The sequence below is a fragment of the Isoptericola sp. Y541 genome, assembly GCF_059445465.1.
Window position 1 is genome coordinate 126,027 of sequence record NZ_JCAIUJ010000001.1, and the last position, 12,310, is coordinate 138,336.

General features: G+C 74.4%; 11 protein-coding genes. 3 read left to right on the forward strand and 8 right to left on the reverse strand.

The annotated features are described in order from the left end of the window. Window position 1: 1 nt before the first annotated feature. Entirely contained in the window at window positions 2–1,210 is a 1,209-nt protein-coding gene (gene dapE / locus AC1C2V_RS00685) for a succinyl-diaminopimelate desuccinylase (protein ID WP_495387651.1), read from the reverse strand. A gap of 30 nt (window positions 1,211–1,240) precedes the next feature. Here dapE and dapD point away from each other — a divergent pair, with 30 nt between their 5' ends. Then, the gene (gene dapD, locus AC1C2V_RS00690; protein WP_495387652.1) at window positions 1,241–2,209 is read left to right on the forward strand and encodes a 2,3,4,5-tetrahydropyridine-2,6-dicarboxylate N-succinyltransferase; all 969 of its coding nucleotides are present in this window, start codon (window positions 1,241–1,243) and stop codon (window positions 2,207–2,209) included. A 40-nt stretch (window positions 2,210–2,249) separates the two neighbouring features. Then, window positions 2,250–3,176, forward strand: a complete 927-nt coding sequence (locus AC1C2V_RS00695; RefSeq protein WP_495387653.1) for a hypothetical protein — start codon at window positions 2,250–2,252, stop codon at window positions 3,174–3,176. 118 nt (window positions 3,177–3,294) lie between these two features. On the opposite strand, the gene AC1C2V_RS00700 is transcribed toward AC1C2V_RS00695, so the two are convergent. The 3 genes from AC1C2V_RS00700 to fdxA all read right to left on the reverse strand — a co-directional run bounded on the left by AC1C2V_RS00700 (window position 3,295) and on the right by fdxA (window position 6,294). Then, window positions 3,295–4,617 carry a citrate synthase gene (locus AC1C2V_RS00700; RefSeq protein WP_495387654.1) on the reverse strand — a complete coding sequence of 441 codons (1,323 nt, stop codon included), beginning with the start codon at window positions 4,615–4,617 and terminating at the stop codon, window positions 3,295–3,297. 181 nt (window positions 4,618–4,798) lie between these two features. After that, entirely contained in the window at window positions 4,799–5,977 is a 1,179-nt protein-coding gene (gene dapC, locus AC1C2V_RS00705) for a succinyldiaminopimelate transaminase (protein WP_495387655.1), read from the reverse strand. Then, window positions 5,977–6,294: a ferredoxin gene (gene fdxA, locus AC1C2V_RS00710; protein WP_495387656.1), complete on the reverse strand. Its 318-nt coding sequence runs from the start codon at window positions 6,292–6,294 to the stop codon at window positions 5,977–5,979. Before fdxA ends, dapC begins: the two co-directional genes overlap by 1 nt. Window positions 6,295–6,425: 131 nt before the next feature. On the opposite strand from fdxA, the gene AC1C2V_RS00715 reads away from it, so the two are divergent. After that, the gene (locus AC1C2V_RS00715) at window positions 6,426–6,713 is read left to right on the forward strand and encodes a DUF6725 family protein (RefSeq protein ID WP_495387657.1); all 288 of its coding nucleotides are present in this window, start codon (window positions 6,426–6,428) and stop codon (window positions 6,711–6,713) included. A gap of 41 nt (window positions 6,714–6,754) precedes the next feature. Here AC1C2V_RS00715 and AC1C2V_RS00720 read toward each other — a convergent pair whose 3' ends face one another. From AC1C2V_RS00720 to AC1C2V_RS00735, 4 genes are read right to left on the reverse strand one after another with little or no spacing between them, the layout of a single operon-like run. Beyond that, window positions 6,755–7,816, reverse strand: a complete 1,062-nt coding sequence (locus tag AC1C2V_RS00720) for a prephenate dehydrogenase (protein ID WP_495387658.1) — start codon at window positions 7,814–7,816, stop codon at window positions 6,755–6,757. Window positions 7,817–7,836: 20 nt separating this feature from the next. Further along, on the reverse strand, window positions 7,837–8,880 hold the full coding sequence (locus AC1C2V_RS00725) for a prephenate dehydratase (RefSeq protein ID WP_495387659.1): 1,044 nt from the start codon (window positions 8,878–8,880) through the stop codon (window positions 7,837–7,839). Beyond that, window positions 8,877–9,791 carry a hypothetical protein gene (locus AC1C2V_RS00730; RefSeq protein WP_495387660.1) on the reverse strand — a complete coding sequence of 305 codons (915 nt, stop codon included), beginning with the start codon at window positions 9,789–9,791 and terminating at the stop codon, window positions 8,877–8,879. The genes AC1C2V_RS00725 and AC1C2V_RS00730 overlap by 4 nt, the downstream gene beginning before the upstream one ends. Further along, window positions 9,791–12,175: a VanW family protein gene (locus tag AC1C2V_RS00735; RefSeq protein WP_495387661.1), complete on the reverse strand. Its 2,385-nt coding sequence runs from the start codon at window positions 12,173–12,175 to the stop codon at window positions 9,791–9,793. Before AC1C2V_RS00735 ends, AC1C2V_RS00730 begins: the two co-directional genes overlap by 1 nt. Between the last annotated feature and the right edge of the window lie 135 nt (window positions 12,176–12,310).

Here is a 12,310-nt window from a genome sequence, read left to right on the forward strand (position 1 = left end):
CCTAAGCGCCCTGCGCCGTCGCCGTTGTCCCCGCCGCCGCGCCCTCGCCCAGCAGCCAGGAGCGGAGGGCGTCGCGGCCCACCGCGAGCCGGGCGACGGGCAGGCGCTCGTCGTCCTTGTGCGCCAGCACCGGGTCGCCCGGGCCGAAGTTCACCGCCGGGACACCGAGCTCCGCGAACCGCGCCACGTCCGTCCATCCGTACTTCGGTCGCGGCTCGCCACCGGTGGCTGCGACCACCGCCGCGACGAAGTCCGCCGCCAGCGGGGCGTCCAGGCCCGGGCGCGCACCGCCGGCGGCGTCCGTCACGACGACGTCGTACCCGTCGAAGAGCTCCCGCACATGCGCCTCCGCCGCCACGACCCCCTGCGACGGGGCGAAGCGGTAGTTCACGGTGACGGTGCACGCGTCGGGCACGACGTTGCCCGCGATGCCTCCGGAGATGCCGACCGCGCTCATGCTCTCGCGGTAGACCAGCCCGTCGACCTCGACCTGGCGCGCCTCGTAGTCGGCGAGGCGCGCGAGCACCGGCGCCGCGGCGTGGATCGCGTTGACCCCCGCCCACGCCCGCGCCGAGTGGGAGGCCACCCCGGTGGTGCGGACCTCCGCGCGCAGCGTCCCGTTGCAGCCGCCCTCGATCCCGTTGTTGCTCGACTCCCCGAGGATCGCGAAGTCGCCCGCGAGCGCCCCGGGGTGGTGCCGCACGAGCCGGCCGAGCCCGCTCAGCGACGCCTCGACCTCTTCGTGGTCGTAGAACACGTAGGTGAGGTCGACGACGGGCTCGCGGCCCGGGCGCCCGAGCTCGACCGCGAGGGCGAGCATGATCGCCACCCCGCCCTTCATGTCCACCGTGCCGCGGCCCCACATCTCGACCTGGCCGTCCGGCGTCGTCTCGAGCCGCGTGGGCAGGTTCGGCGGGACCGTCAGCGGCACGGTATCGAGGTGCCCGGCCAGCACCACGCGGCGGTCACGACCCAGGCGCGTCCGCGCGACCAGCGCGTCGCCGTCCCGCAGCACGTCCAGGTGCGGCTGCGCGCGCAGCACCCGCTCGACGGAGTCCGCGAGGGCCGCCTCGTCGCCCGAGACCGACGGCACGTCGCAGATCGCGGCGAGCAGGTCCACCAGGTCGGACGACGCGACCGCAGCCGGGTCGAGGTGGGGGGCGAGATCGACGGCGGGCGGCGCGGGATGGTCCGTAGTCACGCCCACCATCGTGGCAGACGCGCAGATAGGCTGGCCCGCATGACGACGCCTGCTGCATCGCGCCCCGCCTGGGGCCTCGGACTCGCCACGGTCGCCGACGACGGCACGACGCTCGACGTCTGGTACCCCTCCCCCGTCCTCGGCGCACCGCCGGAGTCCGACGTCGACATCCCCGCCGAGCTCGACGCGCTGACGGAGCGCGACGACTCCCGCCGGGTGGACGTCGCCGTGGTGCTCACGGTGATCGACCTCGACGCCGCGCCCCAGGACACCGCGGACGCGTACCTGCGCCTGCACCTGCTGTCGCACCGCCTCGTCCAGCCGCACGGCCTCAACCTCGACGGCCTGTTCGGCGTGCTGACCAACGTCGTGTGGACCTCGCACGGGCCCTGCGCGGTCGAGGGCTTCGAGGCCACGCGCCTGCGGCTGCGGGCGGACACCGGGCGGGCGGTGACCGTGTACGGCATCGACAAGTTCCCGCGGATGGTCGACTACGTGGTGCCCGCGGGCGTGCGCGTCGCCGACGCCGACCGCGTGCGCCTGGGCGCCCACCTCGCGGCGGGCACCACCGTGATGCACGAGGGTTTCGTGAACTTCAACGCCGGCACGCTCGGCGCGTCCATGATCGAGGGCCGCGTCTCCGCCGGGGTGGTCGTGGGCGACGGCTCCGACGTGGGCGGCGGCGCGTCGATCATGGGCACGCTGTCCGGTGGCGGCAAGGAGGTCATCGCCCTGGGCGAGCGGTCCCTGCTGGGCGCGAACGCCGGCCTCGGCATCCCGCTGGGCGACGACTGCGTGGTCGAGGCCGGGCTCTACCTCACGGCCGGCACCAAGGTGACCGTGCTCGGCGAGATGGGCGCCGACGGCGACCCGCTGGTCGCCAAGGCCCGCGACCTGGCCGGCCGCGACAACCTGCTCTTCCGTCGCAACTCCCGCACCGGCACCGTCGAGGTGCTCGAGCGCGGCGGCGTCGGCATCGAGCTCAACGCCGCGCTGCACGCCAACTGAGCCCGTCCGCGCTGCACCGACCGAGCCCGGGGAACCACCGATGAATACCCGTCCGGCGCCGAGCCGCCACCGGCGTGCGCGACGCACGGCGGGAGCTCTCGCCGTCGTGCTCGTCGTGGGCGCCGCCGCGACCACCGGCGTCGTGTGGTTCCTCGATCGAATCGACACGCCCGAGCCCGAACGGTGCGCCGCCGAGCTCGATGGCACCGGGTGGTACTTCACGCCGGTGCAGGCGGAGAACGCCGCGCTGGTCGTCGGGACGTCGGTGCAGCGCGGGTTGCCCGGCCGGGCAGCGACGATCGCGCTCGCCACGGCCCTGCAGGAGTCGAGGCTCGTCAATATCGACTACGGCGACCGGGACTCCCTCGGCCTGTTCCAGCAACGTCCCTCGCAGGACTGGGGGACGCCCGACGAGATCATGGACCCGGTGTACTCCACGGGCGCGTTCTACGACGGCCTGGTCGAGGTGAAGGACTACGAGTCGCTCGAGGTCACGGTGGCCGCCCAGGCCGTGCAGCGCTCCGCGTTCCCCGAGGCCTACGCCCAGCACGAGGCGCGCTCGCGCGCCTGGGCCTCCGCCCTCACCGGCCACTCTCCCGGCGCCGTGACCTGCACGCTGCCTCCGACCGACGAGGACGACGCCCCCACCGGCGACGACGCCCGCGCTGCCCTCGCCGAGCGCGCTGCCCGCGACCTGGGCCTGCCCGCCGGCGCCCTGCGCGATGTCGAGGTGGACGACGACCGCGCCGCCGTCCGCCTCGACGCCACCGCCGTGGCGCTCCAAGCAGACATCGCCACCTGGGCTGTCGCCCACTGGGCCGTCGCGACCGCGTCGGTCACCGGCGCCGAGGAGGTCCGCGCCGGGGCGCGCTCCTGGTCCCGCGAGACCGGCGACTGGGCCGTCGGCGACGACGACGCCGACCGCCAGCCCGACGGCCAGGTCACCGTGCTCCTCCCCGTGGACTAGCGCCTCCGCAACTGGAGCCGCACTACCTCGCGAAGTTCGGACTACCTCGCGCGATCTCGGACTACCTCGCGCGATCTCGGACTACCTCGCGGAGTTTCGCACTACCTCGGCGAGGGGTTCAGCGGGCCTCGAGCGGCACGTACGCGCGCTCGGTCGGGCCGGTGTAGATCTGGCGCGGGCGCCCGATCTTGGTCTGCGGGTCGGTCATCATCTCGCGCCACTGGGCGATCCAGCCAGGCATGCGCCCCAGGGCGAACAGCGGCGTGAACATGGCCGGGGAGAACCCCATGGCCTTGTAGATGAGGCCGGTGTAGAAGTCGACGTTCGGGTAGAGCTTGCGTTCCACGAAGTAGTCGTCGCCCAGCGCGATCTCCTCGAGCCCGCGGGCGATATCGAGGAGCTCGTCCTTGGCGCCGAGCCGGTCGAGCACGGCGTCGGCGTGCTTCTTGACGATCGCCGCGCGCGGGTCGTAGCTCTTGTAGACCCGGTGCCCGAAGCCCATGAGCCGGACACCGGCCTCCTTGTTCTTGACCTTCTTCATGAAGGTCTCGACGGAGTCGTCGCCGCTGCGGATGCTCTCGAGCATCGTGAGGACCGCCTCGTTGGCGCCACCGTGCGACGGGCCCGACAGCGCGTTGATACCCGCCGAGACGGACGCGTACAGCGTCGCGTTCGACGAGCCGACGATGCGCACGGTGGACGTCGAGCAGTTCTGCTCGTGGTCGGCGTGCAGGATGAGCAGCTTGTCCAGCGCGGACACGAGCACCGGGTCGGACTCCCACTGCTCGTAGGGCCGCGAGAACGTCATGCGCAGGAAGTCGTCCACGTAGCCGCGGGCGTAGTCCGGGTACATGAGCGGCTCGTCGCGCGTGGCGCGGTGCAGGTACGACGTGATCGTCCGGATCTTGGCCAGGATGAGCACCGTGGCGAGCTCGACCGCGTCCGGGTCGTGCGGGTCCAGGGACTCCGGGTAGTACGTGGCCAGCGCGTTCACGGCCGACGCGAGGATCGACATCGGGTGGCCGCCGCGCGGGAACGACGAGAGGAAGGCGCGGAATCCCTCGGGCACCAGGGTGTGCCGGTTGACCCGCTCCTCGAACGACGCGAGCTCGGACGGCGACGGCAGCTCGCCGTGGATGAGCAGGTACGCGACCTCGAGGAACGTCGAGGAGTCGGCGAGCTGCTCGATCGGGTACCCGCGGTAGCGCAGGATGCCCTGGTCCCCGTCGATGTAGGTGATCTCGGACTCGCACGACGCGGTGTTGGTGAAGCCGGGGTCGACCGTGACCAACCCGGTGTCCCTGAGCAGGGACGACACGACGATGCCGTCGTTGCCCTCGGTGGCGGGGACGACGGGCAGCTGCCGGGCGGTGCCGTCGACGGCGAGCTCGACCGTGGCGGCGGTGCCCCTGGTGCCGGCGGCAGGCGTGGTAGACGTCATGACTTCCTTCCGTGACGGGCTCGACGGGTCCCTGCGAGGGGTTCCGGAAAGCGCGTGACTCGTGGCTCGGAGGCGGGCGGCCCGGGGTACGCCGGCCGTGGCGTCCTCCAGGGCGACCTCGGCCTGCGGTCGAACCTACCCCCGAACACCAAGGTGATCCAATCCCCGACCAATCATCCAGTCACGGAGATGTGATGCGCACCACAGCCTGGGCCACGGAATCGTCGGGGGCGGTGAGCGCGACACGCACGTGCCGCTCCCCCGCCGAGCCGTAGAACTCGCCCGGGCCGACGAGGATGCCGCGCCCGGCGAACCAGGCCGCCAGCTCGCGCGAGGACGCGCCGGCCGCCGGCGAGCCTGGCGCGGCCGAGCCGCTCGTCGACTCCCCGGCGGGCCGGGCCCACAGGTAGAGGCCCGCCTCGGAGCCGTCGACCGTGAAGCCCGCGGCGGCCAGAGCCCCGGCCAGCGCCGTGCGCCGGCGCCGGTAGACCTCGCGCTGGCCGGCCACGTGCGCGTCGTCCCCGAGGGCGGCGGTCATCGCGGCCTGCACGGGGGCGGGCACGATCATGCCGAGGTGCTTGCGGGTGGCGAGCAGCCCGGCGACGAGGGCCGGGTCGCCCGCGACGAAGGCGGCGCGGTACCCGGCGACGTTGGACTGCTTGGACAACGAGTACGCCACCAGCAGGCCGTCGTGGCTGCCGCCCGTGACGCGCGGGTCGAGCAGGCTCGGCACCCGGGACACCCCGCCCTCGCCGACCCAGGCGTCCGCCCAGGGCAGCTCGGCGTAGCACTCGTCGCCCGCCACCACGGCGCCGATCTCCCGCGCGGCCTCCACGACGCGACGCAGGTGCGCCACGTCGGCGACCTTGCCTGTCGGGTTGCCCGGCGAGTTGACCCAGACCAGGCGGACGTCCGTGCGGCCCGCCCACTCCTCGACGTCGTCCGTGGCCAGAGGGGTCGCCCCGGCGAGGCGCGCCCCGACGTCGTACGTGGGATACGCGATGGCGGGGTGCACGACGACGTCGCCGGGGCCCAGGCGCAGCAGCGACGGGAGCAGGCCCACGAGCTCCTTGGAACCCACCGTGGGCAGAACGGCCGCGGGGTCGAGGCCCGGGACGCCGCGGCGCCGGGCGAACCAGTCCACGACCGCCTCCCGCAGCGCGGGCGTGCCGTGCGTCGTCGGGTAGCCGTGGGCGTCCGACGCGGCAGCGAGCGCCTCGCGCACCACCGGCGGCGTCGGGTCGACCGGCGTGCCGATCGACAGGTCGACGACGCCGTCCGGGTGGGCGCGCGCGGTCGCGCGCACGTCCTCGAGCGTGTCCCAGGGGTAGGGCAGCGAGCCGAGGTCGGCGAACCCCATCAGGCCTGGGGCGGCAGGGCGGCGATCATGGGGTCGTCCTTCTCGATGACGCCCATCTTGGCGGCGCCGCCCGGCGAGCCCAGGTCGTCGAAGAACTCCACGTTGGCGCGGTAGTAGTCCTTCCACTGGTCGGGCACGTCGTCCTCGTAGTAGATGGCCTCCACCGGGCACACCGGCTCGCACGCACCGCAGTCGACGCACTCGTCCGGGTGGATGTAGAGCGACCGCGAGCCCTCGTAGATGCAGTCCACGGGACACTCCTCGATGCACGCCCGGTCCTTGACGTCGACGCACGGCTGAGCGATCACGTAGGTCACTGCGGCTACCTTCCAGCTGACGAGGGTGCGGCCACCCGGGAGACCGGGGGCTGCGGCGCTCGATGAATCGTCGGTGCTGCGAGAATTTTCAAGGGCACGAGACCCGCACTGCCAACTCTAGTATCGCTGACGTGGTGCCTTCGTCGTCAGCCGTCCCGCCAGCCGTCCCCCCGCCCCGCTGGCGCGGCGTCCCGGTGGGCGCGCGCGTCGTCGTCCGGCGCCGCCTGGACGCCGCCGAGGCGGCCGACAGCAGGGCCCTGTGGACCGACGTCGTGGGAATTCTCACCGCCAACGGCGACGACGGGGTCCGCGTGCGCCCCGACCGCGTGCCCGGCCTCGCCGAGGTGCGCGTGGCCGCGGCGGACGTCGAGGCGATGAAGCCGGTCCCGCCCCGGCCCGCCCGACGGTCCGAGCGCTGACGACGGGTTGACGGCCCGCTCGCACACCAGCCGGGCGGTGCTCAGCGCGGCGCGCGCAGGTGCACGGCGTCGTCGTCCAGGCCGACCACCACGGCACCGGCCACGCACCGGCCCACGAGCGACTCCACCAGGCCCGGTGCCCAGCCGTCGGTGAGCGGCAGCCGCGCCGGCGCGCCCCCGACCCCCACCTCGGCACCAGCGCGCTGCGCCCGCACGTCGTCGGCCGCATGGAAGACGTCGTGCAGCGACCCGTTGGTCTCCAGTGCCCCGATCACGACCTCGAGGTCGCGCACCACCTTGCGCAGCATGGGCGCCACCCACGCCGCGTTCTCCGTGACCATCGCCTCCGTGCGCCCTGGGTCTGTGAGCGCCACCCGGGTGCCGTCCCGGAAGCTGCCGGCCGCGAGGCCGAGCGCCAGGTCGCGCACGGGGGCGCCCGCCACCGCGTTGAGCAGCTGGGTGGCCAGCACGTGCGGCACGTGGCTGATCAGGGCCGCGGCCTCGTCGTGCCGGTCGTCGGTGACCACCGCAGCCGTGCCGGCCAGCGGGCCGGTGACGAGCCGCAGCACCTGCGCGAGCCGCGCGGGCTCGTCGGTGGCCGCGCCGCCCGGCTCGGCCACCGTGACCGCCCACGGGACCCCGTCGAGGAGCGCCGCGTCGGAGGCGGCGAAACCGCTGTGCTCCGTCCCCGCCATCGGGTGCGCGCCGACGTACCGATCGCCCAGGCCCGCCGCCCGCAGCGCCGCCCGCACGGGACCCTTGACGCTGCCGACGTCCGTCAGGGTCGGGCCGCCGTCGTCGTCCGTGGCCCGTGCGGGCAGGAGCGGCGCCAGCTCGGCGGCGGTGGCGTGGACCGCGCGCAGCGGCACGGCGAGCACGATCAGGTCAGGCGCCGCGGCGCACAGCCCGGCGAGGTCGTCGGTGACCTCCAGCCCCACGGCCCGCGCGTCCGTCCGGGTGCCGTGATCGGTGTCCGTCGCGACGACGTCGACCCCGCGCGCGGCCAGCAGGCGGGTCAGCGACCCGCCGACGAGCCCCAGGCCGACGACGCCCACGCGGCTCGGTCCCTGCTCATTCAACTGCTCGTTCATCTGCTCGTTCATCTGCTCGCTCGCCTGCCCGCTCACCACAGCAGGCCCCGCGCGAGGTTCGCGTCGGCGTCGGCGCGCAGCACGCTGCCGGTGGGCACGTGGTCGGGCAGCACGCCGTCCAGCCCGGGCCCGCCCGGCGCGACGGGGAAGGCGCCGAGCACCTTGAGCGAGTCGCCCGCGTCGAGCAGGGCGCCGAACAGGTCCCGCACCCGCGGGTCCCAAGGTGCGCCGTCCAGCGCGATGACGAAGACGTACTGGGCCTCGCGCACCTTCAACGGCCGCTCCACGAGGCTCGACATGTTGACGTCGCGCCGCGCGAACTCGGCCGTGACGCGCGCGAGCACCCCCGGGCCCGTGACGACCGGCGTCACGGCCAGCATGGTGCGCCACGCGCCCTCGCCGGCGGCGCGCGGCGACGCCCACGCGTCCGCCGCGCCGTCCCGTCGGCAGAGCACGAGGAACCGGGTCCGCGCGCCCGCGAAGTCCTCCACGCCGGTCGCGAGGGTCTCCAGCCCGTACAGCTCGCCGCACAGGCGGGGCCCGAAGGCGACCTGGTGGTCGGTCAGGTCGCGGCACGCCGCAGCGTTGGACGACGCCGGGACTGGCAGCAGGCCGCGCTCCGCCACGAAGCGGGTGCACTGTGCCAGGCCGTGCGGGTGGGCCGTGGCCTCGCGGAGCCCGGCCGGGTCGGTGTGCCCCGGGCGGACGAACGCGTCGAACGACACGTCCAGCACCACCTCGTCGACGGCCACCACGTCGGGGCTGCCGAGGAGCGCGTCGAGCGAGGGGACGACGTAGCCCTCGACGGAGCTCTCGATCGCCACCACACCCCGGTCCGCGGCACCCGACGCCACGGCGTCGTGCACCCGGTCCACGGCGGGGAGCGGCACGGCGGTCACGGGTTCGCCGCCGCCCGGTCCGCCCGGTCCGCCCGGTCCGCCCGGTCCGTCCAGTCCACCCGGTCCGCCCTGGCCGCCCGGGCCGCCCGGTCCGCCCGGTCCGACCCGGGCGGCCCACCGGCGCGCCGCCTCGTGCGTGAACGTGCCCTCCGGGCCGAGGTAGGCGACCCGGGTCATGCCCCCGTCCCTCCCTCGGCCCATCCCTCGGCCCACCGCGGTGCCAGCGGGACCGGCCCGGGGACGAAGCTCTCGCCCGGCAGCACCGCCAGCGTGCGGTGCGCCACGCCCCGCCCGTCGAGCTCGGCCACGAGGCCGTCGAGCGTTTCGACCGTCGGGCACCGGAACGACGTGAAGAAGACGTGCGGCCCGCGGGTCGACAGGTGGCTGCGCAGGTGCTGCAGGTCCACGCCTGCGGCGGAGAGCACGGCGAGCGTGCGCTGCAGGGAACCGCGGTGGTCGTCCGACGGCCCGACGGCGAGCCACACCTGCGAGGACGCGTCGAAGCGCGGCCAGGAGCCGCGGGACTCGAGCAGGCCGTACCAGACCGGCCGGCGGCCGGCCAGGCGCCCGCTGCCGGGCACCTCGACCCAGCCGGCGGGCACCCGCGACCGCTCGACGACGATCGAGCCCGCCTGCCCGGCCAGCCTCACCCGCTCGTCGACCGGCGTGCGGGTCGGCACGAGCCGGGGGCTCACGCCCATGCCACGCAGCAGGTCCTGGCAGTCGCGCATCCCGGCCTCGTCGATGACGACCTGCCCGCCCGAGGCGCCCGCGGGGGCCACCCACACCCACTGCGGGGCGACGGCGACCGCCCCGGTCACGATGAGCGCCGTGTCGCCCGCGAGGAGCGCCTCCTCGAGCGCCGGGGACGGCTGCTCCGGGTGCCCCAGGTGCACGACGGCCGCGAGGTCGTCGATGGTCGCCACCGTCGCGAGCGTGTCCGACGTCGTGCCGAGGTCCAGCAGCTCGAGCGACTCGTCCGCCACCGCCGTCGCCACCCCCGACCCGGCTGCGACCCCCGACCATCCCGCGTCGTGCGCCGCCTGCGCGGCGTGCGCGGGGGACTCGCGTTCCGAGCGTCCGAGCATCAGCCCTCCTTGCCCTCGTCGGCCTTCGCGTCGTCCTTCGGCTTGTCGCAGACGACCGGGTTGTCCGGCTTGTACGTCCACGTCTTCGACTCGTCCTTGACCACCTCGCCGCCGTGGGAGACCTTGCGGTAGTTCGTGATGGTGAACCCGTCGTTGCCGCCCCCGTAGCTCACGCAATTCGCGCCCGACTTGTGCACGGCCGTGGCCGGAACCACGTTCTGCTGGTCGCCCTTCGAGGTCTTGACGTCGTAGTACTCGGTCGACCAGATCGCGACGTTCAGCTCCCCGCCGGAGACCCAGGACTGCATCACCGCGCCGTAGGGCGTGTCGTTGGTGAACTTCATGTCGATCGCGCCCACGTAGATGGTGGCCTCGCGACCGGCCGGATACCGGCTGAACCAGTAGCTGTGGGGCTGGTGCCCGGCGTCGTCGAAGCCGGCGAAGTAGCCGGCGTTGTAGGTCGTCGTGGCCATCTGGGAGAGCCCGCCGCCGACGGCATCGACGTGCTCCCCGTTGCTCACGACGCCGGCGGCGACGAAGCCGTTGGACTCGTCGATCGGCGACAGCGTGTCCAGCAACGAGAAGGTCTCGCCCGGCGCCACGAGAGTGCCCGTGAGGATCTTGGCGCCCCGCTCGAGGTTCTTGGTGCGGATCGGCTCGCTCGTCAGCGGGGTGGAGAACTTCGAGACGACCTCCTTGACCCCCATGCCCTTGAGCGCCTCCGCCGTGCGCTCCGGGTCGCGCTCGACGAGCTTCACCGGGGCCGTCCGGTCGTCGCCGAGCGCGGCCTTCCCGACGGCGTCGGCGGTGGCGTCCGGGTCCAGCGTCGTGCCCTGCTCGCCGCCCGCCACGACCGGCTTGCCGCCCGTGAAGACGAAGTGCGCGTCGTCCGGCTCCGTGAGCAGGTCGTCCGTGCGGTTGACCACCGAGGCGACGATCTTCTCGCCGTCGAACTGTGCCGTCAGCGAACCGTCGTCCGACTTGAACGACGTGACCTTGCCGAGCGCCTTCGCCCCCAGCTCAGCGGTCTGGTCGCTCACCGCGACCTCGACGGGCCCGCTCACGACCTGCTCCGCCTCCGCCATCGCGGCGTCCGTCTCCGCCTGGGTGATGCCGGGCTCGACCGCCTCCGTGGGCAGGCCGACCGGCCCCGAGGAGACGAGCCACGCGTCCGCGACCGCGTCCACGGCGTCGTCGACGACGACGCGGGACCCGTCCACGGCCTCGGTGGCGACGGCCTTGCCGCCGCTGAACCCGACCGTGCCGTCCACGGCCTCCACCTGCAGGGTCTCCTCCAGGCCGGAGAGCGTCCCGGTGAGCGTGGAGCGATCGACGTCCACGACGGGGTCCGCGGTGCCGCCGCCGCCGAGGTGCTCCCACAGGTGAGCGGGGTTCAGGGAGAACCCGGTGAGCCCGTCGACGGTCGCCTCGGCGTCGAACGACAGGCCCGACTCTGCCGGGTCGAGGGTGCTCGACGCCTCGCCCGCCTGCACCGTGATCGCCTCGGCGGCGCGCGGCGCGAGCCCGGAGTCGAGCGCGGCGACCGCGTCCGAGGTCTCCATGCCGCCGACCTCGACGCCCGCGACGCTCGTGCCCTTCGGCACGGTGCCGGAGACCGCCCACTGCGCGCCCACGTACAGACCGGCCACGACCACCAGCCCGACGCCCGCCCAGAGCGCGACCTTCGGCGCGCGGCTCGGCGCGCCGTCGCCCGCCAGGCCATCGAGCGGGGAGCTCGGCGCGCCCGGCGCACCGGTGTCGGGGGAATCGGTGCCGGCGGAACCGGTGTCGGGGGCATCGGCCGGGATCGCGCTCGCGGCGCCGCCCAACGCCCCCGCCGAGAGTGCCACCGCGGGGAGCGCCTGCGTCGGCGGGCCGGTGGTCGGCGCCGGCACGGTCCCGATCACGCGCTGCTCGTACAGCCGCACCGTGGGCTGGTACGGCACGTCGGGTGCGGACGGTTCGGGGACGGACGGGTCGGACGGGTCGGACGGGTCGGACGGGTCGGACGGGTCGGCCCGGGCGCCGTGCGGAGCGACGGCGGCCGCGTCGACGGCATCGGGAGCCCCGTCGCCGCCCCCGACCAGGGCCGGCTCACCCGGAGTCGGCTCACCCGGAGTCGGGACGACGGGAGCCGGCCCGGCCGGGATCGAGTCGGCCGGGGTCGGCTCGGCCGGGGTCGCGTCAACCGGTGCCGCGTCGGCCGCAGTCGTCTCGGTCGGCGGCTCGGCGGCGGCCGGCTCGGTGCTCCCCGAAGGCGGGGTCTTGGGCTCGGCGGCCCTCGTCCCCGGGTTCTCGGGCAGGGTGGGGCTCGAACCGGCGATCTCGGGCTCGGTGCTCTCGGGCTCGGTGGTCTCCGGTTCGCGCTCGGTCGGGTGACCCATGCAGGCTCCGTCAGGTGAAAGAACGGGGACGATGCCCCGGAAAGGACTAGGGGACGCGGGGCGCGCCCGCCTGGAGGATCCTACTCGGGAGCCCCACCCCGACCGTGCCCGACTCCGGGTGAAAGTGGCTTTTGG

Bases quoted from the DNA above. Each gene is read 5' to 3' on its own strand.
- dapE (WP_495387651.1), bottom strand. From the start codon at position 1,210: ATGGTGGGCGTGACTACGGACCATCCCGCGCCGCCCGCCGTCGATCTC.
- dapD (WP_495387652.1), top strand. From the start codon at position 1,241: ATGACGACGCCTGCTGCATCGCGCCCCGCCTGGGGCCTCGGACTCGCC.
- AC1C2V_RS00695 (WP_495387653.1), top strand. From the start codon at position 2,250: ATGAATACCCGTCCGGCGCCGAGCCGCCACCGGCGTGCGCGACGCACG.
- AC1C2V_RS00700 (WP_495387654.1), bottom strand. From the start codon at position 4,617: ATGACGTCTACCACGCCTGCCGCCGGCACCAGGGGCACCGCCGCCACG.
- dapC (WP_495387655.1), bottom strand. From the start codon at position 5,977: ATGGGGTTCGCCGACCTCGGCTCGCTGCCCTACCCCTGGGACACGCTC.
- AC1C2V_RS00720 (WP_495387658.1), bottom strand. From the start codon at position 7,816: ATGAACGAGCAGATGAACGAGCAGTTGAATGAGCAGGGACCGAGCCGC.
- AC1C2V_RS00725 (WP_495387659.1), bottom strand. From the start codon at position 8,880: ATGACCCGGGTCGCCTACCTCGGCCCGGAGGGCACGTTCACGCACGAG.
- AC1C2V_RS00730 (WP_495387660.1), bottom strand. From the start codon at position 9,791: ATGCTCGGACGCTCGGAACGCGAGTCCCCCGCGCACGCCGCGCAGGCG.
- AC1C2V_RS00735 (WP_495387661.1), bottom strand. From the start codon at position 12,175: ATGGGTCACCCGACCGAGCGCGAACCGGAGACCACCGAGCCCGAGAGC.